The organism is Azospirillum baldaniorum, assembly GCF_003119195.2.
In the GTDB taxonomy this organism is placed as follows: domain Bacteria; phylum Pseudomonadota; class Alphaproteobacteria; order Azospirillales; family Azospirillaceae; genus Azospirillum; species Azospirillum baldaniorum.
The window spans coordinates 1505114-1528155 of record NZ_CP022254.1 but is presented as its reverse complement, the minus strand read 5'-3'; the positions used below and the strand labels follow the sequence as shown (position 1 = coordinate 1528155).

Below are 23042 nucleotides of genomic sequence, written 5' to 3'. Positions count from 1 at the left end.
GGGCCGGCGCCATGGACCGGCCGCCCGCGCAGGGGAGGACGTATGACGGGGATCGCCACCATTTCCCAGCGGATCTGGGACATGAAGTACCGCTTCAAGTCCGCCGCGGGCGATCCCATCGACCAGACCGTCGCCGACACCTGGCGCCGCGTCGCCACGGCGCTCGCCGCGCCGGAGGCCGACCCGCAGGTCTGGGCGCCGCGCTTCGAACGGGCACTGTCCCGCTTCGAGTTCCTGCCCGCCGGGCGCATCCTGGCCGGGGCCGGCACCGGGCGGGCGGTGACTCTGTTCAACTGCTTCGTCATGGGGACGGTGGAGGACGATCTCGGCGCCATCTTCGCCCATCTGCGCGAAGCGGCGCTGACCATGCAGCAGGGCGGCGGCATCGGCTACGACTTCTCCACCCTGCGGCCCAGGGGGGCCTTCGTAAAGGGTGTGGGCGCCGACGCCTCCGGCCCGCTGTCCTTCATGGACGTGTGGGACAGCATGTGCCGCACCATCATGTCGGCAGGCGCCCGGCGCGGCGCGATGATGGCGACCCTGCGCTGCGATCACCCCGACATCGAGGACTTCATCGACGCCAAGCGCGAGCCGGGCCGGCTGCGCATGTTCAACCTGTCGGTCCTGGTCACCGACGCCTTCATGGACGCCGTGCGCGAGGACCGGCCCTGGCCGCTGGTCTTCGATGGGCAGGTCCACCGCGAGGTGCGGGCCCGCGGCCTGTGGGACCGCATCATGCAGGCCACCTACGCCTATGCGGAGCCGGGCGTCATCTTCATCGACCGGGTGAACGGGCAGAACAACCTGAATTATTGCGAATCCATCGCCGCCACCAACCCATGCGGGGAGCAGCCGCTGCCCCCCTACGGGGCCTGCCTGCTCGGCTCGATCAACCTCGCCGCCCTGGTGATCGACCCGTTCGAGGAGACGGCCCGGCTCGACACCGACCGGCTGAAGGAGCTGACGGCGCTCGCCGTGCGGATGATGGACAATGTGGTCGACGCCTCGCGCTTCCCGCTGGAGGCACAGGCGCGGGAAGCCCACGCCAAGCGCCGCATCGGGCTGGGCGTCACCGGGCTGGCCGACGCGCTGATCCTCTGCCGCACGCGCTACGGCGGCGAGGCGGCGGTGGCGCTGACCGAGTCCTGGCTGAGGATCATCCGCAACGAGGCCTACCGGGCCTCCGCCCTGCTCGCCGCGGAGAAGGGCGCCTTCCCGCTCTACGACCGCGACGCCTATCCGAACGCCCCGATGGTGCGCGGGCTGGACGAGGACGTGCGCGCCCTGATCGCGGAGCATGGCATCCGCAACGCGCTTCTGACCTCCATCGCGCCGACCGGAACGATCTCGCTGTTCGCCGACAACGTGTCGTCGGGGATCGAGCCGGTCTTCTCCTACAGCTACGAGCGCACCGTCCTGATGCCCGACGGCACCCGCCGGACGGAGGAGGTGAGCGACCACGCCCACCGCCTGTTCCGTGCGCGGTTCGGGGACGAGGCCCCCCTGCCCGACTGGTTCGTGGACGCGCAGTCGCTGACCCCGGCGGAGCATGTGGTGATGCAGGCGGCGGCCCAGCGCCATGTGGACAGCTCCATCTCCAAGACCATCAACTGTCCGGAGGACCTGCCCTTCGACGCCTTCAAGGACGTCTATTGGCAGGCCTACGAGCTGGGCTGCAAGGGCTGCACCACCTACCGCCCGAACGCGGTCACCGGCTCCGTCCTGTCGGTGAAGAAGGAGGGCACGGCATCGCCTCCCGTTCCGATGGCCAAGCCGCCCGATCGTCCGGAGACCCTGCCGGGCGAAACCTACAAGGTGCGCTGGCCGGACAGCGACCACGCCATGTACATCACCATCAACGACATCGTGGAGAACGGGCGCCGCCGGCCCTTCGAGGTCTTCATCAACTCCAAGAACATGGAGCATTACGCCTGGACCGTGGCGCTGACGCGAATGATCTCCGCGGTCTTCCGACGCGGCGGCGAGGTCGGCTTCGTGGTGGAGGAATTGAAGGCGGTCTTCGACCCGCGCGGGGGCGCCTGGATGCAGGGCCGCTACGTCCCATCCCTTCTGGCGGCCATCGGTGACGTGATCGAACGGCACCTCAAGGCCATCGGCATGCTGCCGGACGACGGGGCCGCCAACGGGGCACTGACCGCACCCCCGTCCGCCGACGCCGCCCCCGGTTCCGCACCGGTGGTCATCGGAACCGAGTCGGCCAATCTCCGGCAATGCCCGAAATGCGGCCAGCCCGGCCTGATCCGGCAGGAAGGCTGCGACAGCTGCCTGAACTGCGGCTATTCCAAATGCGCCTGAGGGCGGTCAGCACCGTGACGGCTCGCCGGAAATCGGCGGCGCCGGCACGCAGGGCGTGTCGCCTCCGTTCCGGGTGACGGCCGGCGGGGCCGGGGCGCCGGACAAAAGTTCGTCGATGCCGACCCCCTTCGCGATGGCGATGCCGGGCGCCATCATCAAAGGCACCCAGATCACCGCGGACAGCAGGTTGGCGGTCTGGAAGCTGTGGTGCGGCATCGCCATCATCCCGGCGGTGATCGGCACCACCGGCCGCAGCGGACCGAGGAAGCGGGCAAAGAAGACGCTCTTGCCGCCGTGGCGCAGGAAGAAGCGGCTGCCCCGCTCCAGCAGCTCCGGCCGCTGACGGAACGGCCAGACCACCGGGACCCGATCGCCGAACACCCGGCCGAGCCAATAGGACACGGCGTCGCCCAGCACCGCGCCCAGCGCGAGGGCGACGTAGACCTGCCAGAAGCCGAGGGCGCCGGAGGCGACCAGCGCGCCTCCCGCGGCGATCAGCACCACGCCCGGCACCACGAACCCGACGAAAGCCAGGGACTCCGCGAACGCGCACAGGAAGAAGATCACCTCCGCCCAGGAGGCGTTCGCTTCGATGAAGGCACTCCAACGCTCCATGCCATCGATCAGCATGTTCCTTGCTGCGTCGTTCATTCAGGTTCCCTGTGAGGCGGCTCGTTGGAGCGGACTGTGCCACAGATCGGCAGCGTCGTGCAGATCGGTGAACATCCCACCCCGCCTCACCGCAGAGGAATCAGGGCACGGCCTGAAGCCACTCGGCCAGCATCCTTTGCCCGGCCTCACGCAATTCCGGGCCGATCCCCGCCGCTTGACCGCGCAGCACGCGCGGGTCGATGCCGGCCCCGGCCAGTTCGGCGGCATGGCCGGTCAGCCATCGCTCGATGCCGGCGGCCACATCGACCTCCGGATGGAATTGCAGGGCCAGCGTGTGGCGGCCAACCGAAAACCCCTGGGTTGCGCAGAGCGGCGTCGCCGCCAGCCTCTCCGCTCCGGCGGGGATCTGGAAGGCGTCCCCGTGCCAGTGGAGCACCGGAACGCCCTCCAGATGGCGAAGCGGTCCGGCCCGTCCGGCATCGGTCAAAGTGAGCGGGCCGAAGCCGATTTCCTTGTGGCCCATGGGATGCACCGCAGCGCCGAGCGCCTTGGCGATCTGCTGCGCCCCGAGGCAGATGCCGAGCGTCGGGCGCCCCGCGGCCAGCCTTGCCGCCAGGAGCGTCGATTCCTCGGCGAGATACGGATAGGCGTCGCTGTCATAGACCCCGACGGGACCACCAAGGACGATCAGCAAATCCGGCTCCAGCGGATCGAGCAGCGCAAAAGGCGCCATGTCGAGATCATGATAGCGGACCGAATAGCCGGCCTCCGACAGCACCGCGCCGAAGATGCCAAGGTCCTCGAAATGGACGTGCCGGATCGCCAGTGCCGTTTTGTGCATGGGTCGCCTCCCGCTCCCGCGCCGGGAACGTCGTGGATTGGTCGGTTCTCGGATACCAGACGAATGGCTCGCTGTGCCCAGCCATTTTTCGGCAATGGTCCAGACCAATTCTCCTTGTTCCGGAGGCCCGCCGACTTTACGGCGTCGCCGCCATGCGAAGCGCCCTCTCCAGCTTTCTGACCGCGGTCTCGATCTCGAACGGCGTGTAGGCCGCGAAGCCCATCAGAAAGCCGGCCTTGCCGTCGCAGGCGGCGTGCAGCGCCGACAGGCCGAGCAGTTCGATCCCGGCCCGCCGCGCCGCGTCGACGGCGGCGCGCTCCGTCAGGTCGCCGGTCAGCAGACAGGGCATCTGCAACCCGCCGATGGGCACCTGCGGCTCGACGAAATCCGACAGGTGTTTGCGGACGAGACCCGCCAGCGCGTCGAGGCGCTCGGCGTAGACGCCGCGCATCGTCCGGACATGCGCCCCGAAATGCCCGCCTTCCATGAAGCGGGCCAGCGTGAGCTGCGCCATCGGCGCCGTGTGGCCGTCCAGCAGGGTGCGTGCCACCGTCATCGGCTTCACGAGCGACGGCGGCAGCACGGCGTAGCCGATCCGCAATCCGGGAAAGAGCGATTTGGTGAAGGTGCCGATGTAGATGGTGCGGCCATGGGGATCGAGCCCCTGCACGCAGGCCGTCGGCTTGCCCGCGTAGCGGAACTCGCTGTCGTAGTCGTCCTCGATGATCCAGGCCTGATGCCGGGCCGCCCACTCGATCAAGGCCAGACGGCGGTCCAGCGCCAGCGTCGCGCCGGTCGGAAACTGGTGGGACGGCGTCAGGAACACCGCCTTCGCCCGCTGCGGCTCGGCCAGGATGTGATCGACGACGACGCCCTGCCGGTCGACGCGGACCGGAACGCAGTCCAGCCCCGCCGCCTCGAACGCCTTGCGCGCCCCGTAATAGGCCGGGTCCTCCAGGAAAATCCCGTCACCGGGGTCGAACAGCAGGGTCGCGCAGAGCGACATCGCCTGCTGCGAGCTGGTCAGCACCAGGACACGGTCGGCGGTGGCGCGCGCGCCGCGTTCGAGGTTCACATAGTCGGCGATGGCGCGGCGAAGCGGCTCGGTCCCCTGTGGATCGCCGTGAAACAGGCTTTGCGCGCCAACCTCCTTGCGCACCTGCCGTTCCAGCCGTTCCCAGAGCGCGAGCGGAAAGGTCCGGGTTTCCGGAACGCCATGGGCGAAGGGCCGTGGCACCGGCATCTCGCGCACGCCGCCCCCCTCGAACACGGCGGCCCCGCGCCGGCTGAGAGCGGGCGCCTGATCGCTCGGGAGCGTGTCGCGCCGGGGCCGGCGGCGGCCGGGGGTGAACTCGGTGATCTCCGCGACGAAGCTGCCGCTGCCGACGCGCCGGTCGATGAAGCCTTCGGCGTGAAGCTGGGCGTAGGCCGCCTCGATCGTGTCGCGGGACACCCCCAGCGACATGGCGAGAGCGCGCGAGGCGGGCAGCGGCTTGCCCGGCCCAAGCGCGCCGTCGACGATCAATTGCCGGACGGCTCGCTGAATCCGCGCGTGGAGCGGCATGGCCGCATGGGCGGGGTTGGCGATCCACGCCTTCACGGACTCAAGCTGGGAATGCCGGAACAATTGGTCTGGCCTTCTTCGATAAAGCGGATGGGCACATCAGGCCATTGGTCGGGTAGTTGTCAAGGCCGCTCATCGCCCTTGCGGCTCGAACCGTCCGGAGGTCCCGCGCAACCATGCCACCCAATTCCGCTCCCATCCGCCTCAACGACCTCACCCACCCCGTCGTGGCGGGCCTGATCTCCGTCATCGTCAATTACGGCGGCACCTTCATCCTGGTCTTCCAGGCGGCGAAGGTCGCGGGCCTCAGCCCCGACCTCACCGCCTCCTGGGTCTGGTCGGTCTCCATCGGCGTCGGGTTGACCGGCCTGTTCCTGAGCTGGCGCCATCGCGAGCCGATCATCACCGCCTGGTCCACCCCGGCCGCGGCGTTCCTCGTCACCGCGCTGGCGACGACGCCCTACGCCGAGGCGGTCGGCGCCTACATGATTTCGGCGGCGGCCTTCGTCGCGCTCGGCCTGTCGGGCTGCTTCGATAAGGTCATCCGGCTGATCCCGCCCGGCATCGCCTCCGGCCTTCTCGCCGGCATCCTGCTCCCCTTCGGCATCGGGGCGTTCGGCGGGGCCAGCGTCGATCCGCTGCTGGTCGGGCTGCTGATCGTCGCCTATGTCGCGCTGAAGCGGTTCTCCGCCCGCTACGCCGTGGTCGGCATCCTGATTCTCGGGCTCGCCTTCCTGCTGACGCAGGGCCGCGTCGATCTGTCTGGGCTGTCGCTGGAGTTCGCCGCCCCGGTCTTCACCGCGCCGGACTTCTCGCTGAACGCCTTGCTGTCGGTCGCTCTGCCGCTGTTCCTGATCACGCTGTCCGGCCAGTACATGCCGGGGATGCTGGTCCTGCGGAACGACGGCTTCAAGACGAGCGCCAACCCCATCGTGACGGTGACCGGCCTCGGCTCGCTGCTCATGGCCCCGTTCGGCTCCCACGCCTTCAACATCGCCGCCATCACCGCCGCCATCGCGACCGGCAAGGAGGCGCACGAGGACCCGTCCAAGCGCTGGATCGCCGGGATCGCCGCGGGCGTCTTCTACGTGCTCGTCGGGGTGTTCGGGGTGACGCTGGCCGCCGTCTTCATGGCGTTTCCCGCAACCTTCATCACCGCGCTCGCCGGTCTGGCGCTGCTTGGAACCATCGGCGGCAGCTTGGCCGGGGCGATGGCCGACCCGGCGTCCCGCGAGGCGGCGCTGATCACCTTCCTGGCGTCCGCCGCGAACATCAAGCTGCTCGGCATCGGCGGGGCGTTCTGGGGTCTGATGATCGGCCTCGTCGCCCATCTCGTCCTCAACGGGCGCCTGCGCCTGCCCCGCCGCAGCCTGGCGGTCAGAAAAGAGGCGGTGACCGAGGGAGCGACCCCGTAATCACCCCATCGGCTCTCCCCGGGCGGCTATCCCCGAGACGGCCGCTCGATCCCGGGGATGGTCGCGACCGTCTCCGCCAGGAACTCCACCAGCAGCCGGACCCGCGCGATGCCGGCCCGTTCCGGCACGATCAGCAGGTTGAGCGGCACGGCGGGCGGCGCGTGGTCGGGCAGGAGAACCTCCAGGCGGCCGTCGGCGAGCAGGTCGTCGACCAGCCAGACATGGGCCGGGCCGATGCCGCGGCCGGCGAGATAGGCCTCGCGCGCGGCCAGCCCGTGATCGACCCGCAGCCGTCCGCCCAGGGACACGGCGTGAAGGGCGCCGTCCGGCCCTTCGAGCGTCAGCCGGTCGCTCCCCGCGATGTTCGACATGCGCACACCGTCGAACCCCGCGAGGTCGGCCGGCGTCGTTGGCCGGCCGTGCCGCTCCAGACAGGCCGGCGCCCCGACGAGGACGCGCCGGCTCAGCCCGAGCGCCCGCCGCTTTAGCGAACTGTCGGTGAGCGGACCGAGGCGGATGGCGATGTCAACGCCATCGCGGACGAGGTCGATGCGCTCGTCGGTCAGGCCGAGATCGACGGCGATGTCCGGATGGCGGTCCTGGAAGGCGAAGATCAGCCGGCTGATGTGCCGGACGCCGAGCGCCGCCGTGCAGGACACGCGCACCGTCCCGGCCGAGGCGCGGCCGGTGTCGCGCGCCTCGTCGCCCGCCTGCTCGACAAGGCGCAGGATCTGGACGGCGTTGGCGTAGTAGCGCTCGCCCTCCGCGGTCAGCGCGACGCGACGCGTGGTCCGGCTGAACAGGGCAACGCCCAGCGCCTCCTCCAGCTCGCGGATGTGCCGGGTGACGCTGGATTGCCCGATGGCCATCTCGCGCGCCACCGCCGACAGGCTTCCCCGTTCGGCGACGCGGACGAAGGTCCGCATGCGGTCCAGCGTGACGTTCGATTGATCCATTTTACGGCAGAGTTCTATCCATTCACTTCGTCTACCGGATCAATCTCCACCGGCCTAGCGTGAGGCGCAAGCGTTTCAAGCGAACAGGTGCCTGTGATGAACGTGCTGATCGTCTTCGCCCACCCCGATCCCCGCTCCCTCAACGCCGCCCTGCGCGACGCCGCCATCGCGGAACTGGAGGCGCAGGGCCATACGGTGCAGGTCTCCGACCTCTACGCCATGAACTGGAAGACCACGGTGGACCGCGCCGACTTCCCCAGCCTCGGCGAGGGGGAGCGCCTGAAGGTGGCCGCCGCCTCCGGTGCCGCCTTCGCCGCCGACGCGCTGACCGACGATGTGAAGGCCGAGCAGGAAAAGCTGCTGTGGGCCGACGCACTGATCCTGCAATTCCCGCTCTGGTGGTTCACGATGCCGGCGATCCTCAAGGGCTGGGTCGACCGCGTCTACGCCTACGGCCTCGCCTATGGAGTCGGCGAACACAGCGACCGCCGCTGGGGGGACCGCTACGGCGAGGGCCGCTTCGCCGGCAAGCGCGCCATGCTGGTGGTGACGACGGGCGGCTGGGCCGAGCATTACGCGCCGCGCGGCATCAACGGTCCGATTGACGACCTGCTGTTCCCGATCAACCACGGCATCCTGCATTACCCCGGCTACGACGTGCTGCCGCCCTTCGTCGCCTATCGGGTGGACCGCTTCGACGAGGCCGGTTTCGCGCGGGCGGCGGAGCAATTGCGGGAGCGGATGCGGACGCTGGAGACGACGGCGCCGATCCCCTTCCGCCGTCAGAACGGCGGCGATTATGCGATCCCCAGCCTCGAACTCCGCCCGGAGTTGGAAGCCCCCGGCGCATCCGGCTTCGCCCTGCACCGTACCGCTTGAGAGCGCTACAGCCGGATCAGGACGACGCCGAGGATCAGGGAGGCGGCGCCGGCCAGCCGGGTCGGGCTTATCGGCTGCTGCGGCAGCCCGAGCAGGCCGACATGGTCGAAGGCGAGCGAGCCGAGCATCTGGCCGACCACGATCAGCGCCAGCACCGTCGCCGCCCCCAGGCGGGGCACCATCAGGATGGCCGTCCCGATGAACAGCGCGCCGAACAGCCCGCCGGTCCAGGTGACCCACGACCCCGCCCCGCTCACCGCTTCGGCGAGGCGGGGTCCGGGCGCGAGGAGCGCCACCGCCAGCATCGCCAGCATGCCGACGACGTAGCTGACGAAGCCCGCCCACCAGGGCGAGCCGAGGTCGGCCCTGAGGTTGGCGTTGAGGACCTGCTGCAACGCGACGCTGACCCCGGCGCCGACGACCAGGAGGTACGAGATGGCGGACACTGCGATGGACATGCCATGCTCCCAAGATTGGCTGTGGGTGAATGCCGGATGGGTAGCAGGCGGAGCGGCGGCGGTCTGGTACGGATGTGACCTAGTGCACTGACTCATTCAGAAGGTGCAGGGAGCCGGGCGATCTTGGCGAGGATGGTGTCGGCGGGCTTGATCCAGACGAAGGGTTTGGATGCCTTGTTGTGCTCGCGGATGTAGCGGGCGATGGCGTCCTGGAGGTCGGCCACGGACTTGAAGACGCCGCGCCGAATGCGTCTGCGGGTGATGATCGAGAAGAAGCCCTCGACGGCATTGATCCAGGAGGCCGAGGTAGGCGTGAAGTGGAAGACCCAGCGCGGGTGATCAGCCAGCCATTCCAGGACCTTGGGATGCTTGTGGGTGGCGTAATTATCGACGATGGCATGGATCACCTTGCCCGCCGGGACGGCGCGCTCCACAGCGTTCAGGAACTTGATGAACTCCTTGTGGGTGTGCTTGGGCAGGCAGCGCCCGACCACCGTGCCGTCCAGCGTGTTCAGCGCGGCGAACAGCGTGGTGGTGCCGTTGCGCTTGTAGTCGTGCGTCATCGTCCCGCACTTGCCGGGCTTCAGCGGCAGGCCGGGCTGGGTGCGGTCGAGCGCCTGGATCTGGCTCTTCTCGTCGATGGACAGCACCACTGCGTGGCACGGCGGGTCCATGTAGAGCCCGACGATGTCCTCGACCTTGGCGGCAAAGGCCGGGTCGTTGGAGCGCTTGAAGGTGCGGATGCGATGGGGCTGAAGGCGATTGGCCTCCCAGATGCGCTGCACGGCGCGCAGGCTGATGCCGACCGCCTTGGCCACCGCCCGGCCGGTCCAATGCGTCACCGCGCCGGGTGGTTCCGAGCAGGTCAGCGCCAGCACCTTGGCTACCGTAGCGGTGGGCAGCGGCGCCCGCCCAGGTTTACGCGTCTTGTCGCGCAGCAGCCCGTCCACGCCCTGTTCGGCGTAGCGCACCTGCCAGCGCCAGACCGCCGGGCGGCTGACACCGGCGCGGCGCGCCACCTCCTGCACCGGTAGCCGCTCGGCCGAGAGCACGATGATGGTCGCCCGCTGCACATGCTTCTGAGGGCGGTTCCGGTCGCCGAGGATCGCGGCCAAGCGCGCGCGGTCCTCCGCTCCAACGATGATGCTGACGGTCTGGGCCATGCCGACAGAATCGCACGTCGGCCGGCCGCTGTGAATCCTATGTCTGCGTCAGTGCACTAGCTGGCCCGGTAGCGGCCCGGAGTCACGCCGAAGGCGCGGCGGAAGCAGCGCCCCAGATGGCTCTGGTCGGTGAATCCGGTGTCCGCCGCGACCGCGGCGATGGGCTCCCCGGCGCGGAGCAGCAACCGCGCCTCGTTCAGCCGCTCCTGAAGCCCGAAGGCATGGGGTGGGACGCCGTGGTGCTTGCGGAACCGGCGGGAATACCCCTCGCGGCTCATCCCGGCGCGGCGGGCCGCCTCGCCGACGCTGTCCCACGCCTCGCCCCCCGTGAACGCGGATGCGGGCTCCACCCCGGTCCCGATGGGGCGGCGGTGGTCCTCGGCGATCCGCGTCAGGTCGGGCCAGCCCAGCCCGCCCGTCCTCCGCCAGTGCCGGGCCAGCCCGGCGATCGCCTCCGGCGCGGCGTACAGGCCGGGCGGCGTGTAGAGGTTGATGCAGACGACCTCGTCCGCCCCGCACAGCGAGCGGTGCGGCAGGCCTGCAGGAATGTGCACCCCCTCGCCGGGACCGGCCTCGCGCAGGTCGCCGGCGATGACGAAGCGCCGCCGTCCCGCCAGGACGAAGGTCAGCTGATCCTCGCGATGGAAATGCACCGGCAGGGCCACGTCGAGCCCGCGCACCGTTCCCAGCTCGACGATGCCGCTGCCGCCCCCGCTGCCGGTGGGGCGCCAATAGTCCCAAACCTGCGGCGGACGCCCCATGACGGCGATCCTTCCCATCACGTTGTTTCCGGGTTGTGATTTTCGCATGGCGCCGATCTGGACTCCATCGCACCGCACATCCTGTGGCATAAGAGCCCCCGCCACGCCATGGGAACAACGCCGCAGGAACGCAGCCGCACATGATCCGCTTCGACAACATCAGCAAGCAGAATGGTCACCGAATCCTCTTCCTCGAAGCATCGGCGGCGTTGAACCGGGGCGAAAAGATCGGGCTGGTCGGTCCCAACGGGGCGGGCAAGACGACGCTGTTCCGCATGATCACCGGCGAGGATTTGCCGGACACCGGTCAGGTAGCGATCGAGAAGCAGGCGACCATCGGCTACTTCAACCAGGACGTCGGCGAGATGTCCGGCCGCTCCGCCGTCGCCGAGGTGATGGACGGTGCCGGCCCGGTCAGCACCGTCGCCGCCGAGCTGGCCGAGCTGGAAGCCGCCATGGCCGACCCCGACCGCGCCGACGAGATGGACGCCATCATCGAGCGCTACGGCGAGGTCCAGGCCCGCTTCGACGAGCTGGGCGGCTACGAGCTGGAGGGCAAGGCGCGCGAGGTGCTCGCCGGCCTCAGCTTCAGTCAGGAAATGATGGACATGGACGTCGGCATGCTGTCCGGCGGCTGGAAGATGCGCGTGGCGCTGGCCCGCATCCTGCTGATGCGGCCCGAGGTCATGCTGCTCGACGAACCGAGCAACCATCTGGACATCGAAAGCCTGATCTGGCTGGAAGGCTTCCTGAAGGGCTTCGAGGGCGCCCTGCTGATGACCTCGCACGACCGCGAGTTCATGAACCGCATCGTCAACAAGATCATCGAGATCGACAGCGGGTCGCTGACCAGCTACTCCGGCGACTACGGCTTCTACGAGCGCCAGCGGGCGCTGCGCGAGAAGCAGCAGGAGGCCCAGTTCGAGCGCCAGCAGGCCATGCTGGCCAAGGAGCTGAAGTTCATCGAGCGCTTCAAGGCCCGCGCCTCGCACGCCAGCCAAGTCCAGAGCCGGGTGAAGAAGCTCGACAAGATCGAGCGGTTCGAGCCGCCCAAGCGCCGCCAGATCGTGACCTTCGACTTCCCGCCAGCCCCGCGCTCCGGCGACGACGTCGCGGTGCTGAAGAATGTGCACAAGGGCTACGGCAGCCGGACCATCTACGAGGGGCTGGACCTGACGATCCGCCGCAAGGAGCGCTGGTGCGTCATGGGCGTCAACGGCGCCGGCAAGTCGACGCTGCTGAAGCTGGTGGCCGGCGCGACCGAGCCGGACAGCGGCACCGTCGCGGTCGGCGGCAGCGTGCGCATGGGCTATTTCTCCCAGCACGCCATGGACCTGCTCGACGGCGACAAGACGATCTTCGAATCGCTGGAGGCCTCCTTCCCGCAGGCGAGCCAGGGGTCGCTGCGCGCTCTGGCCGGCTGCTTCGGCTTCTCCGGCGACGATGTGGAGAAGAAGTGCCGCGTCCTGTCCGGCGGCGAGAAGGCCCGGATGGTCATGGCGACCATGCTGTTCAACCCGCCCAACTTCCTGGTGCTGGACGAGCCGACCAACCACCTCGACCTCGACACCAAGCAGATGCTGATCTCGGCGCTGGGCGCCTATGAGGGCACCATGCTGTTCGTCTCGCACGACCGCCATTTCCTGGCGGCCCTGTCGAACCGGGTGCTGGAGCTGACTCCGGAGGGCATCCACCAGTACGGCGGCGGCTACACCGAGTATGTGGCGAGCACCGGACAGGAAGCCCCGGGCATCCACTAAAGCGAACTTTCGTTCGCTTTAGACTCATATCGCCTCATTTGCCGGCGGGCTCCGGTCGCATGTGCGACCGGGACCGCCGTCGCGGTCCAAAGCGGATCGCAATCCGCTTTAACGCCGGCCGGGGCGGGAACGCGTGCACCGCAACAAGCGGCTTGCGCGGGCCGCCCCCTCCATGGAAACTTGTGTCCGTGTCGTTCGGGCTGGGTTGCGCAACCATGGAGATTTTGGAATGGCTGGGTACGACAACGCCGACGGCCCCGCGGGGCTGGTCATCCGCCTGATCGACACCGCGGTGAAGGCCCTGGACGAGATGTCCGACGCCGCGGGCGAGATCGCGCCGGACGTCGGCACTCTGACGGACACGCTGGTGGCCGCCCAGCGCATCGCCGACCGCGCGTCGCAGGATTTGCAACGCCTGTCCCAGAAGCTGGCCGCCCAGTAGCGGCCGAAGCGGTGCGGCGCCGCAGCGCCGCACCGATCCTCCCTTACCGACGTTGCCCGGCGGTGAAGGCGAAGTTGTCGAAGCTGTTCTCGGCGACGCGGAACCACAGGTATTCCTCGTCGCGGAACTTCTTCCACGGCTCGTAGATCTTGGCGAACTCCGGGTTGTTCTTGGCCGTCTCGTCGTACAGCTCGTAGGCCGCCTTGTAGCAGGCCTCCATCACCTCGCGCGGGAAGGGACGAAGCTGGGCGCCGCCGGCCACCAGACGCTTCAGGGCGGCGGGGTTGTCGGCGTCGTACTTGGCGTTCATGATCGCCAGCGCCTCGTAGCAGGCCGCTTCCAGAGCCGCCTGATAGGGCTTCGGCAGCTCTTCCCACTTCTGCTGGTTGACCAGCAGCGACACGTTCAGGCCGCCTTCCCACCAGCCGGGGTAGTAGTAGTACTTGGCGACCTTGTTGAAGCCGAGCTTCTCGTCGTCGTAGGGGCCGATCCACTCGGCGGCGTCGATGGTGCCCTTTTCCAGCGACGGGTAGATGTCGCCGCCGGCGATCTGCTGCGGCACCACGCCCAGCTTGGTCAGCACCTGCCCGGCGAAGCCGCCGATGCGGAACTTCAGGCCGCTCAGGTCCTGGACCGTCTTGATCTCCTTGCGGAACCAGCCGCCCATCTGGGTGCCGGTGTTGCCCGCCGGGAAGTTGACGACGTTGTAGCCCTTGAAGAACTCGCGCAGCAGTTCCATGCCGCCGCCCTGGAGAATCCAGGCGTTCTGCTGGCGGGCGTTCAGGCCGAACGGCACCGTCGCGTCGAAGGTGAAGGTCGGGTCCTTGCCGACATAGTAATAGCTGGCGGTGTGGCCGCACTCGACCGTGCCGTTCTGCACGGCGTCGAGAACCTGCAGGCCGGGAACGATCTCACCCGAGGCGAAGGGCCGGATCGTGAACTTGTTGTCGGTGATGGCGGCGACGCGGCGCGAAATCACGTCGGCGGCGCCGTAGATGGTGTCCAGGCTCTTCGGGAAGCTGGAGGCGAGGCGCCAGTGCACTTCCGGCGTGCTCTGCGCGATGGCCGGAGCGGCAAGGGTGCTGGCCGCGACGCCGACACCGGCGCTGGCAAGGAACGAACGGCGTTTCATACGGGAAGTCCCCTCCTGTTCTTTTGTTCAGGAAGGAACCTATCAGCGTCCTCCGAACCCCCGCAAAAGGTTAGCCGTGCAAAGGGCGAATAGCTTCCCCGACGAAATATTTCGTGACAAACCGTTTGTGGTTGAAACCAACGGTTACGGCACCGCCAATCGGTGGTCGCGGAATCGGCCGTAGGTGTAATGGGCGGCGCATCCCCCTTCCGCCGACACCATGCAGGAACCCATCGGGTTCTCCGGCGTGCAGACGGTGCCGAACAACTTGCAATCGCTGGGTTTCTTCACCCCGCGCAGAATATCGCCGCACTCGCAGCCCTTGTGGTCGGGCACCGCGCGGCCCGGTACGGAGAAGCGCCGCTCGGCGTCGAAGGCGGCAAACTCCTCCTTCAACCGCAGGCCGCTGTCGGGAAGCGAGCCGAGGCCCCGCCATTCGAAGCCGGATCGCACGTCGAAGGTGTCGGCGACGAGCCGCTGGGCCTTCCGGTTGCCCTCCGGGGTCACCGCGCGGGTGAACTGGTTCTCCACCACCGCCCGCCTCTCGTTGACCTGACGGATCAGCATCAGGATGGCCTGGAGCACGTCCAGCGGCTCGAACCCGGCGATCACCACCGGCTTGCCGTAAGCCTCCGCCACGAACTCGTAGGGGCGGCTGCCGATGACCACGGAGACATGCGCCGGCCCGACGATGCCGTCGAGTGGCAGCGTGCCCATCTCCCGCACCTCCGGGCTGTCCATGATGCCCCGGATGGCCGCGGGGGTCAGGACGTGGTTGCAGAAGACGCTGAAATTCCTCAGACCCTTGGCCTGGGCGGCGTGGACGGCCACCGCGGTCGGCGGGGTGGTCGTCTCGAAGCCGATGGCGAAGAAGACGACCTCACGGTCCGGGTTCTCCTCGGCGATGCGCAGGGCGTCCATGGTCGACAGGACCATCCGCACGTCCGCCCCCTCGGCCTTCGCCTTCAGCAGGCTGACCCGTCCCGATCCCGGCACGCGCAGCACGTCGCCGTAGGTGCACAGGATCACGCCGGGCTGGCGCGCGATGGCGATGGCGTCGTCGATCCGCCCCACCGGCAGGACGCAGACCGGACAGCCCGGCCCATGGATCATCCGCACGTTGTCCGGCAGCAGGTCGGGGATGCCGTAGCGGGACACCGCGTGGGTGTGGCCGCCGCAGAACTCCATCAGGTGATAGGTCCGCCCGGTGGCCGCCTCCCGCGCGATGGCGGCGGCAATGCCGCGGGCCAGCGCCGCGTCCCGGAATTCATCGACGTACTTCATCGCTCCAGCCCCTTCCGCCTGCCGTCACGGCATTTGGACGGCGGCGGGGAGCGCTGGCGTTGATGCGGATCAAGAATGGGGCGCGGCGGGACGGCATCACGCCCGCCGCGCCGTGAACGCCTTACTTCGAAGCGCCCATCACGGGCAGCGACAGCTCCGGACCCCGCCCCGAATCCTCGATGCCGATGGCGGAGGAGCCGGGGGAGCCCAGCGCCACGCTGACCGGACGCCCGTTGTTGTGGTTCTTCCACATCTCGTAGAGCGCCAGCGCCGCGTAGATCTTGGCCTCGCGGCTGGTGTTGTAGAGCCATTCCTGGGTCGGGATGACGCGCAGCGCGCCGTTGCCCGACTGCTCCACCCGCTCCGCGAAGCGGTAGCCGAGCTGGTTGTTGATGCCGGCCATCAACCCGTCGAAGCCCGAGGAGATGCGCCCGAACCCGGCGTCCGACGCCGCGGACGACGCGCCGCCCAGCGTGCTCGGCGTCTGCCGCTTCACGAGGTCGCCGAAGACCCAGCCTTCCTCGCCGGTGCGCATCGAGCGCACGCCGATCCAGTTGCCCTCCTGCTTCAGCTCGATCACCTCGTCACCGCGGGTGACGGTGGAGCGGACCGAGGCGTTGTCGGACGGGGCCGCGCGCAGGTTGACCTTCTCGCCGGTCACCGTGTGGATGTCGCCGGGGGCCGCCGCCGCGGGCAGGGCCACCAGCGCCGCCACGCCGACACCGGCCAGGGTTCCGAGGAAAGTCTTCGTCATCCGAGACATGTGCATTCTCCCGCAGAACGCGCGCATCGCGCGCCGTTTCCCCTACAACAGGCAAAGGCGGGGTATGCTCCATGGACAGAGGAAGGGCGGGCGAAACTACTCGAAAGACACACGCAGGGGGCTGCCGCCGGCGGGCCATACGCCGCGGTCAACGGCGCGGGCGCCCTCGAAGACCAGCCAGCTCTGCCGGCCGTAATGGGGCAACGGGCGCAGCAGCGCCTGCAGCGCCGCCGCGTCGTCCGCGGCCACCGCCAGCAGCGGGCGGCCCTGCGGGGTTCTTGCGGTCCACACCCGCGCCGTGCCGCGACCCTTGAGGCTGTCCGGCAGCGGCGGCAGGCCAAGCCGGGCCAGCAGCCGGTCGACCTCCCCCGCCGTCCCGATCACGGCAAGCGGGCCGGCGGGGTCGGCGCGGTCCGCGGCGGCAATGCGCGGTTTGCCATCGGCCAGACGCTCGGCCAGCGTGCGGGCGGCCTCGGCGGCCGGGCCGTCAGCGGTGGCGATGACGGTGGTGGCCGCGTGGTCCAGCGTCACGTCGCGCAGAGTCGGCGGCGCCTCCCCCGGCGCCAGACGGCGGAACAGGCCGAAGCCGGGATCGACCGCCAGCGCCCGCGGTGCTGTGGCGGCCGGGATCGTCACGGTGGCCTCATTCCCGTCGAGGCGGATGGTATGGCGCTCCGTCCCCGCCACGGTCTGCACCTCCACCGGCACGGTCAGGCCATAGGCCGGCTCGCCCTGGCGCAGGGTCAGTGCCACCCGGTCGCCGTCGGCTCTCGCTTGCACCAGTTCCAGCGTCGGCGCCCCCACGCGGGTCAGCCATTGTTCGAAAAAGGCTTTGAGGTCCCGCTCCGACGCCGCTTCGAAAGCGTGGCGCAGATCGTCCCACCCCGCGTCCTGAAAGCGCTTCTCCTCCCAGAAGCGGCGGATGCCCGCGTCGAAGGCGTCCCTCCCGATCTCGGCGCGCAGCATGTGGAACAGCATCGCCGCCTTGCCGTAGCCGACGATCTGGGCGGCGTCGTGGACCTTGGCGCGGAAATCGGTCAGGGCGGAATCGCGCTCCGCCGGAAGGGCGGCGTAGTCGCGCAGCCAGTCCAGCCGCATGGCCCGTGCCGCATCCTCGCCACGCGCCTCCGCCGCCGCGTAGTCGGCCAAGAAGGTGGTCAACCCCTCCGACCAGTTGCCGGGCCAGATGCCGCTGTCGCCGACGCGCACGCCGTTGCCCCACCAGTTGTGCAGGATCTCGTGGGGCAGCGACTGGGCGCGGATGAAGGGCAGCGGCATCACCTGCCGCCCGATGTAGGTCAGGCCGGGGAAGCCCAGCCCGACGGGCAGCGGCGCCGAGAGGATGGCGAAACCGGCGAAGGGATAGGCACCGATCCGCGCCGCCTGCACGTCGATGGTCCGGGCGCTGAGGTCCAGATACTCGTCGGCCAGCGGGGCCTGTTCCGGATGGAAGTAGGTGCGGAGACGAAGACCATTGTGCATCCGTTCCGTCACCTGCCACGCCCCGGCGAAGAGCGACGGCTCCTCGACGCTGCGCTCCTCCGCGAAGATCGCGGTGTAGCCGGCGCCATCGCGCGTCTCCTCGACCAGACGGCCCGTCGCCACCGCGACGAAGGGCGCCGGCACGCGAACCGACAGCCGCCAGGAGGGCGGCTCCGCCGCACCGCTTTCGGGAGTCGGAATCCAGCCGGTGCCGGCGGGCAGATAGGCGCCCTCCGCCCCACCACCTCCACCGCGCGACTCCGGAGTCAAGGGCGGCAAGGTCCCGGCGTAGCGCAGGTGAAGCTCGCCGCCGCCCTCCGGAACGGTGACTGGCAGGGCGTTGCCGCGCACCGCCACCGGCTTGCCGTCGAGCCGGGCTTCGCCGACCGCCAGCCCCGGCGCCAGCCGCAGCCGGTGCGTGCCGCCGGGCAGGCGCAGCCGGTCCTCAACCTCCAGCCGCCGCGCGGCGGGGTCCAGCGTGACGGTCAGGTCATGGTGCAGGCCGGCGGCCCAGCCGGGCGCGACGGCGAGGATGCCGCAAAGGGCGAGGAGGAGGGTGCGCATGACCCTGCAATATAAGGCTTGGGCTGCGCCGCGCCAGCGGAGGCATGCCAAGCCCTCACTGATCCCGCTCCGCCCCATGGCAGCATTCCCCACCCTCCTCCAGATCCCGCAGGATCGGGCAATCCGGCCGCTCGTCGCCGTGGCAGGCGTGGGCCAGATGCTTCAGCGTGTCGCTCATCGCGCGCAGCTCGGCGATCTTGGCCTCCAGCTCCGCCACATGGTCGAGCGCCACCCGCTTCACCTCGGCGCTGGAACGGCTGCGGTCCTGCCACAGCCCGACCAGGATCTGGATGCGCTCGATGCTGAAGCCCAGCGTCCGCGCCCGCTTGACGAAGCGCAGGATGTTCACGTCGCTGGGCGAATAGACGCGGTAGCCGGACGCCGTCCGCCCGGCCTCGGGGATCAGGCCGATGGATTCGTAGTAGCGGATCAGCTTGGCGTTGACGCCGGACGCCTTCGCCGCGTCCCCGATGGTCATGCCGCCGACGCTCATGGCTTCCACCCCCGCAGCGACAGGGCGTTCAGGACGACGCTGACCGAACTCAGCGCCATCGCCGCCCCGGCCAGCACCGGGCTGAGCAGGCCCGATGCCGCCAGCGGGATGCCCACCAGATTGTAGATGAAGGCCCAGAACAACCCTTGGCGGATCTTGGAATAGGTGCGGCGCGACACGTCGATGGAACCGGCCACCAACGCAGGATCGCCGCGCATCAGCGTGACCCCGGCGGTGTGCATCGCAACGTCGGTGCCGGTCGCCATGGCGATGCCGACGTCGGCGGCGGCCAGGGCGGGCGCGTCGTTGATGCCGTCGCCGACCATGCCGACGACTTTGCCCTCCGCCTTCAGCGTCGCCACCACCTCGGCCTTGCCGTCCGGCAGCACCTCGGCGAAGACGCGGTCGATGCCCAGGTCAGCGGCCACCGCGCGGGCGGCCCCGGCACTGTCGCCGGTGACCATCACCGTCTCCACCCCCTGCGCCTTCAGGGAGCGGACGGCGGCGCGGGCGCTCTCCTTCACCGTCTCGCCGAAAGCGACGAGGCCCAGAACGCGCCGCTCCGGCGTCGTTTCGGCCAGCCAGGACACGGTGCGCCCAGCGGATTCCAGCGCCGCCGCCCGCGCCTCCAGCCCCGCGTCGGACAGGCCGCTTTCCGCGATCAGCCGCTTGCTGCCCAGCAGAAGGGCGCGGCCCTCCACGGTGGCCGACACGCCGCGCCCGGCCAGCGCCTTGAAGCCCTCCGGCGCAACGCCGGCCACGCCGCGCTCCGCCGCGCGATCGCGGACAGCGCGGGCCAGCGGATGCTCGCTGCCGCTCTGGAGCGCCGCGGCCAGCCGCAAAAGCTCCTCCTCCTCGACGCCATCCACGGGCACCAGATCGGTGACGCGGGGCTTGCCCTCGGTCAGCGTGCCGGTCTTGTCGAAGGCCACGGCGGTGATGGCGTGGGCGTGCTCCAGCGCCTCCGCGTCCTTGATGAGGATGCCGTGGCGGGCCGCCGCTCCGGTGCCGACCATGATGGCGGTCGGCGTGGCGAGGCCCAGCGCGCAGGGGCAGGCGATGACCAGGACCGACACCGCCGTGATGATCGCGGTTTCCACGTTCCCCGTGCCGATCCACCAGCCGACCAGCGTCACCGCGGCGATGCCCAGCACCACCGGCACGAAGACCGCCGCCACCTTGTCGACCAGCCGCTGGATCGGCGCCTTGGACGCCTGGGCGCCCTCGACCATGCGGACGATCTTGGCGAGCATCGTCTCGGCGCCCACCGCCACCGTCTCGACCAGCAGCAGCCCGTCCACGTTGATCGATCCGCCGGTGACGCGGGAGCCCGGCGTCTTCTCCACCGGCAGGCTTTCGCCGGTCAGCATGGATTCGTCGACGCTGCCCGCCCCCTCCGCCACGCGCCCGTCCACGGGGATGCGCTCGCCGGGACGGACCGCCACGCGGTCGCCGACGCGCACCTGGGCGATGGGCAGTTCCACCTCCACACCATCGCGGCGGACGCGGGCGGTGTCAGGGCGAAGCTGCATCAGCGCGCGGATCGCCGCCGCCGTCCGGCCCTTGGCGCGGGCCTCCAGCCATTTGCCGAGCAGCACGAAGGTGATGAGCACCGCCGACGCCTCGAAATAGAGGTGCGGCGTATGGCTCGGATGCGCCGTCAGCATCATGTAGACGCTGAGCCCCCAGGCCGCCGAGGTGCCGAGCGCCACCAGAAGATCCATGTTGCCGGACCCGGCGCGCGCCGCCATGAAGCCGGCCCGGTAGAAGCGCCAGCCCAGCCAGAACTGCACCGGGGTCGCCAGCAGGAACTGCGCCCAGGCTGGCAGCATCAGGTTCAGCCCCAGCAAATCCCCCGCCATGCCGAGGACCAGCGGCGCCGACAGCGCGGCGGCGATCAGCACATGGCGGAGATCGCGCCGGTTACGATCCTGCGCCGGGTCCTCCACCGCCGCTGCGGCGGAATCGGTGTCGGCGACGGGGGCGGCGGTGAAGCCGGTCATCTCCACCGCTTCGGCCAGCCGGGCGGCGTCCACCGTTCCGGCATAGGCGGTGACGTGCGCCCGCTCCGTCGCGAGGTTCACGGCGGCGGACTCCACCCCCGGCACGCGCAGCAGCGCCTTTTCGACGCGCGCGACGCAGGAGGCGCAGGTCATGCCGCCGATGGTCAGGTCGAACGCCTGCCTCTGTGGTTCGAAGCCGACATTCTCGATGGCCTCCGCCACCGCCCGCGGATCGGGATCGCCCGCGAAGGCGACCCGCGCCCGCTCGGTGGCGAGGTTGACCGACACGTTGGTGACGCCCGGCAGGCGCGACAGCGCCTTTTCCACCCGCCCCACGCAGGAGGCGCAGGTCATGCCGGAAATCCCGATGTCGAGGTCGGTGGTGGCGGACATGATCCGTCCTTTCTTCGTCTTCAACCGGCTCCCTCAGATAAGGCTTCCAATGACTGGAAGGTCAAGGGTGCCGAAAACCGTTACGCGACCGGAAGCCCTTCGGCTTCGAAGCCGGCCTTGTCGAGGGCCGTCCGCAGGGCATCGGCGCTGGGCGCCCCGCTGACACGGACGTCCTTCGAGTCCAGGTCGATCTGCACATCCTCGACCCCGGCGACGGCGCCGAGCGCACGGCGGACGGAGGCAGCACAGCCGCCGCAAGTCATGCCAGGAACCTTGAACGCAACCATGACGAACTCCTTCCCACGAGGTGGTGTTGCCGTCAGCTTCCGCCTTCCAGCGATTGGAAGGTCAAGAGGAAATCCACTGCCCCGATCGCCGCCCCATCACTGCTCCGAACACTGCCGTGGTACCGCCGGAACCAACCGCCACGCTCGCGCATTCATGGGTCATGGACATCACCCGCCAGCGCAGCTTTCTCCATGACGAAGCCCAATTCGCCCGCGCTTTGGCCCGCGCATCGGCGGGAGCGATCATCTTCGCCCTGCCGCTGCTGATGACCATGGAGATGTGGGAGCTGGGCTTCTACATGGACCGCTTCCGGCTGGCCCTGTTCATTCTGGTGACGCTGCCGGTGCTGTTCGGCCTGTCCTACTTCGCCGGGTTCGAGGAAACCTTCTGCTGGCAGGACGACCTGATCGACGCGCTGTCGGCCTTCGCCGTCGGCTTCCTGATGTCGGCGGCGCTGCTGACCGTCTTCGCCATCGTGCGTCTGGACCAGCCGTTGCCGGAGATCATCGGCAAGATCGCGCTCCAGTCCGTGCCGGCCAGCATCGGCGCCATGCTGGCGCGCAAGCAGCTCGGCCAGCAGGACGACGCCGATCGGGAGCGGCGCATCCGCTCCAGCTATCCGGGGGAACTGTTCCTGATGGGGGCGGGGGCGCTGTTCGTCGGCTTCAACGTCGCCCCGACCGAGGAGATGATCCTGATCTCCTACAAGATGTCGCCCTGGCACGCCGTGGCGCTCGCGGTGCTGTCGCTGGGGCTGTTGCACATCTTCGTCTACACGGTCGGCTTCGCCGGGCAGGAGAGCGCCGGGGACGACGGGTTCCTGTCCGTCTTCCTGCGCTTCTCGGTCGCCGGCTACGGCATCGCCCTGCTGATCAGCCTCTATCTGCTGTGGACCTTCGAGCGGATCGCCGGCCTGTCGATGATGGAGCTGGTGACCGCCACGGTGGTGCTCGGCTTCCCCAGCGCGCTGGGCGCCGCCACCGCCCGCCTGATCGTGTGACGGGAGGGACGCCGATGGCCGACATCCGGGAAAACGACATCACGTCGAGGGACGAGGACGGCAGCGCGTCGGTGTCGCGGCTGGCCTGGATTTCGTCGGGGCTGGGGCTCTTGCTGTTCCTGGGCTCGGTGGGGGTGCTGGGTTACGAGGGCATCACCCGCGGCAGCGGCCCACCGGCGATCACCGCCGTCGTCGAGGAAGTGGTTCCCGCCGGGCCACGCTGGCTTGCCCACATCCGGCTCACCAACGACGGCGGCAAGACCGGTGCGAAGGTCCAGGTGGAGGGCCAACTGATGGCGGGCGACGAGGCCTTGGAAACGTCCGTAGCCGAGTTCGACTATGTGCCCGCCGGCTCCGAGCAGAAGGGCGGCCTGTTCTTCGACCGCGACCCGCGGGCGCACGCGCTGCGCCTGCGCGTGCTGGGCTATGTGGAGCCCTGAACCAAGCGGGCTCCCGGCCTGTTGTCCTTGGCA

Annotated in this window: 21 protein-coding genes; 7 read left to right on the top strand and 14 right to left on the bottom strand. The window is 69.4% G+C overall.

Features of this window, described 5'->3' with window-relative positions:
• Window positions 1-42 precede the first annotated feature (42 nt).
• Complete coding sequence (locus tag Sp245p_RS21225) at window positions 43-2316, top strand: adenosylcobalamin-dependent ribonucleoside-diphosphate reductase (RefSeq protein WP_014198278.1); 2274 nt, start codon at window positions 43-45, stop codon at window positions 2314-2316.
• A 6-nt stretch (window positions 2317-2322) separates the two neighbouring features.
• On the opposite strand, the gene Sp245p_RS21220 is transcribed toward Sp245p_RS21225, so the two are convergent.
• The 3 genes from Sp245p_RS21220 to pdxR all read right to left on the bottom strand — a co-directional run bounded on the left by Sp245p_RS21220 (window position 2323) and on the right by pdxR (window position 5396).
• Window positions 2323-2967 (bottom strand): DedA family protein, encoded by a 645-nt coding sequence (locus tag Sp245p_RS21220; RefSeq protein WP_244439433.1) that lies wholly within the window; start codon window positions 2965-2967, stop codon window positions 2323-2325.
• A 100-nt stretch (window positions 2968-3067) separates the two neighbouring features.
• Complete coding sequence (locus Sp245p_RS21215) at window positions 3068-3769, bottom strand: glutamine amidotransferase (RefSeq protein WP_014198275.1); 702 nt, start codon at window positions 3767-3769, stop codon at window positions 3068-3070.
• A 136-nt stretch (window positions 3770-3905) separates the two neighbouring features.
• A complete protein-coding gene (gene pdxR, locus Sp245p_RS21210; RefSeq protein ID WP_014198273.1) occupies window positions 3906-5396 on the bottom strand; it encodes a MocR-like pyridoxine biosynthesis transcription factor PdxR in 1491 nt (496 codons plus the stop codon).
• Window positions 5397-5509: 113 nt separating this feature from the next.
• On the opposite strand from pdxR, the gene Sp245p_RS21205 reads away from it, so the two are divergent.
• The gene (locus tag Sp245p_RS21205; RefSeq protein ID WP_014198272.1) at window positions 5510-6748 is read left to right on the top strand and encodes a benzoate/H(+) symporter BenE family transporter; all 1239 of its coding nucleotides are present in this window, start codon (window positions 5510-5512) and stop codon (window positions 6746-6748) included.
• 26 nt (window positions 6749-6774) lie between these two features.
• Here the strand turns inward: Sp245p_RS21205 and Sp245p_RS21200 are convergent, their stop codons facing one another.
• On the bottom strand, window positions 6775-7704 hold the full coding sequence (locus Sp245p_RS21200) for a LysR family transcriptional regulator (protein ID WP_014198271.1): 930 nt from the start codon (window positions 7702-7704) through the stop codon (window positions 6775-6777).
• Between the two features lie 96 nt (window positions 7705-7800).
• Here Sp245p_RS21200 and Sp245p_RS21195 point away from each other — a divergent pair, with 96 nt between their 5' ends.
• The gene (locus Sp245p_RS21195; protein WP_014198270.1) at window positions 7801-8583 is read left to right on the top strand and encodes an NAD(P)H-dependent oxidoreductase; all 783 of its coding nucleotides are present in this window, start codon (window positions 7801-7803) and stop codon (window positions 8581-8583) included.
• A 5-nt stretch (window positions 8584-8588) separates the two neighbouring features.
• Here the strand turns inward: Sp245p_RS21195 and Sp245p_RS21190 are convergent, their stop codons facing one another.
• The 3 genes from Sp245p_RS21190 to Sp245p_RS21180 form a co-directional block, all read right to left on the bottom strand.
• Window positions 8589-9041: a DMT family transporter gene (locus Sp245p_RS21190; protein ID WP_014198269.1), complete on the bottom strand. Its 453-nt coding sequence runs from the start codon at window positions 9039-9041 to the stop codon at window positions 8589-8591.
• 92 nt (window positions 9042-9133) lie between these two features.
• Window positions 9134-10204, bottom strand: a complete 1071-nt coding sequence (locus Sp245p_RS21185) for an IS630-like element ISAzba6 family transposase (protein WP_014198268.1) — start codon at window positions 10202-10204, stop codon at window positions 9134-9136.
• A gap of 56 nt (window positions 10205-10260) precedes the next feature.
• Window positions 10261-10983 (bottom strand): helix-turn-helix domain-containing protein, encoded by a 723-nt coding sequence (locus Sp245p_RS21180; protein WP_246119804.1) that lies wholly within the window; start codon window positions 10981-10983, stop codon window positions 10261-10263.
• Window positions 10984-11105: 122 nt separating this feature from the next.
• On the opposite strand from Sp245p_RS21180, the gene Sp245p_RS21175 reads away from it, so the two are divergent.
• Window positions 11106-12725, top strand: a complete 1620-nt coding sequence (locus tag Sp245p_RS21175) for an ABC-F family ATP-binding cassette domain-containing protein (protein WP_109138816.1) — start codon at window positions 11106-11108, stop codon at window positions 12723-12725.
• A 229-nt stretch (window positions 12726-12954) separates the two neighbouring features.
• On the top strand, window positions 12955-13167 hold the full coding sequence (locus Sp245p_RS21170) for a hypothetical protein (RefSeq protein ID WP_040135042.1): 213 nt from the start codon (window positions 12955-12957) through the stop codon (window positions 13165-13167).
• Window positions 13168-13210: 43 nt separating this feature from the next.
• On the opposite strand, the gene Sp245p_RS21165 is transcribed toward Sp245p_RS21170, so the two are convergent.
• From Sp245p_RS21165 to Sp245p_RS21135, 7 genes are all read right to left on the bottom strand, one after another.
• On the bottom strand, window positions 13211-14299 hold the full coding sequence (locus Sp245p_RS21165) for a TRAP transporter substrate-binding protein (protein ID WP_014198263.1): 1089 nt from the start codon (window positions 14297-14299) through the stop codon (window positions 13211-13213).
• 144 nt (window positions 14300-14443) lie between these two features.
• Window positions 14444-15583 carry a hydrogenase formation protein HypD gene (gene hypD, locus Sp245p_RS21160; protein WP_014198262.1) on the bottom strand — a complete coding sequence of 380 codons (1140 nt, stop codon included), beginning with the start codon at window positions 15581-15583 and terminating at the stop codon, window positions 14444-14446.
• Window positions 15584-15704: 121 nt separating this feature from the next.
• Complete coding sequence (locus tag Sp245p_RS21155; RefSeq protein ID WP_041812416.1) at window positions 15705-16337, bottom strand: SH3 domain-containing protein; 633 nt, start codon at window positions 16335-16337, stop codon at window positions 15705-15707.
• A gap of 105 nt (window positions 16338-16442) precedes the next feature.
• Entirely contained in the window at window positions 16443-18392 is a 1950-nt protein-coding gene (locus Sp245p_RS21150) for a M1 family metallopeptidase (protein ID WP_014198260.1), read from the bottom strand.
• A gap of 55 nt (window positions 18393-18447) precedes the next feature.
• Window positions 18448-18870 carry a Cu(I)-responsive transcriptional regulator gene (gene cueR / locus Sp245p_RS21145; RefSeq protein WP_041812887.1) on the bottom strand — a complete coding sequence of 141 codons (423 nt, stop codon included), beginning with the start codon at window positions 18868-18870 and terminating at the stop codon, window positions 18448-18450.
• An 11-nt stretch (window positions 18871-18881) separates the two neighbouring features.
• A complete protein-coding gene (locus tag Sp245p_RS21140; protein ID WP_109138895.1) occupies window positions 18882-21281 on the bottom strand; it encodes a heavy metal translocating P-type ATPase in 2400 nt (799 codons plus the stop codon).
• A gap of 80 nt (window positions 21282-21361) precedes the next feature.
• A complete protein-coding gene (locus Sp245p_RS21135; protein ID WP_041812415.1) occupies window positions 21362-21568 on the bottom strand; it encodes a heavy-metal-associated domain-containing protein in 207 nt (68 codons plus the stop codon).
• A gap of 161 nt (window positions 21569-21729) precedes the next feature.
• Between Sp245p_RS21135 and Sp245p_RS21130 the strand changes: the two genes are divergently transcribed.
• The gene (locus Sp245p_RS21130; protein ID WP_014198258.1) at window positions 21730-22569 is read left to right on the top strand and encodes a TIGR02587 family membrane protein; all 840 of its coding nucleotides are present in this window, start codon (window positions 21730-21732) and stop codon (window positions 22567-22569) included.
• 14 nt (window positions 22570-22583) lie between these two features.
• Window positions 22584-23009: a hypothetical protein gene (locus tag Sp245p_RS21125; RefSeq protein ID WP_014198257.1), complete on the top strand. Its 426-nt coding sequence runs from the start codon at window positions 22584-22586 to the stop codon at window positions 23007-23009.
• Window positions 23010-23042: the final 33 nt, after the last annotated feature.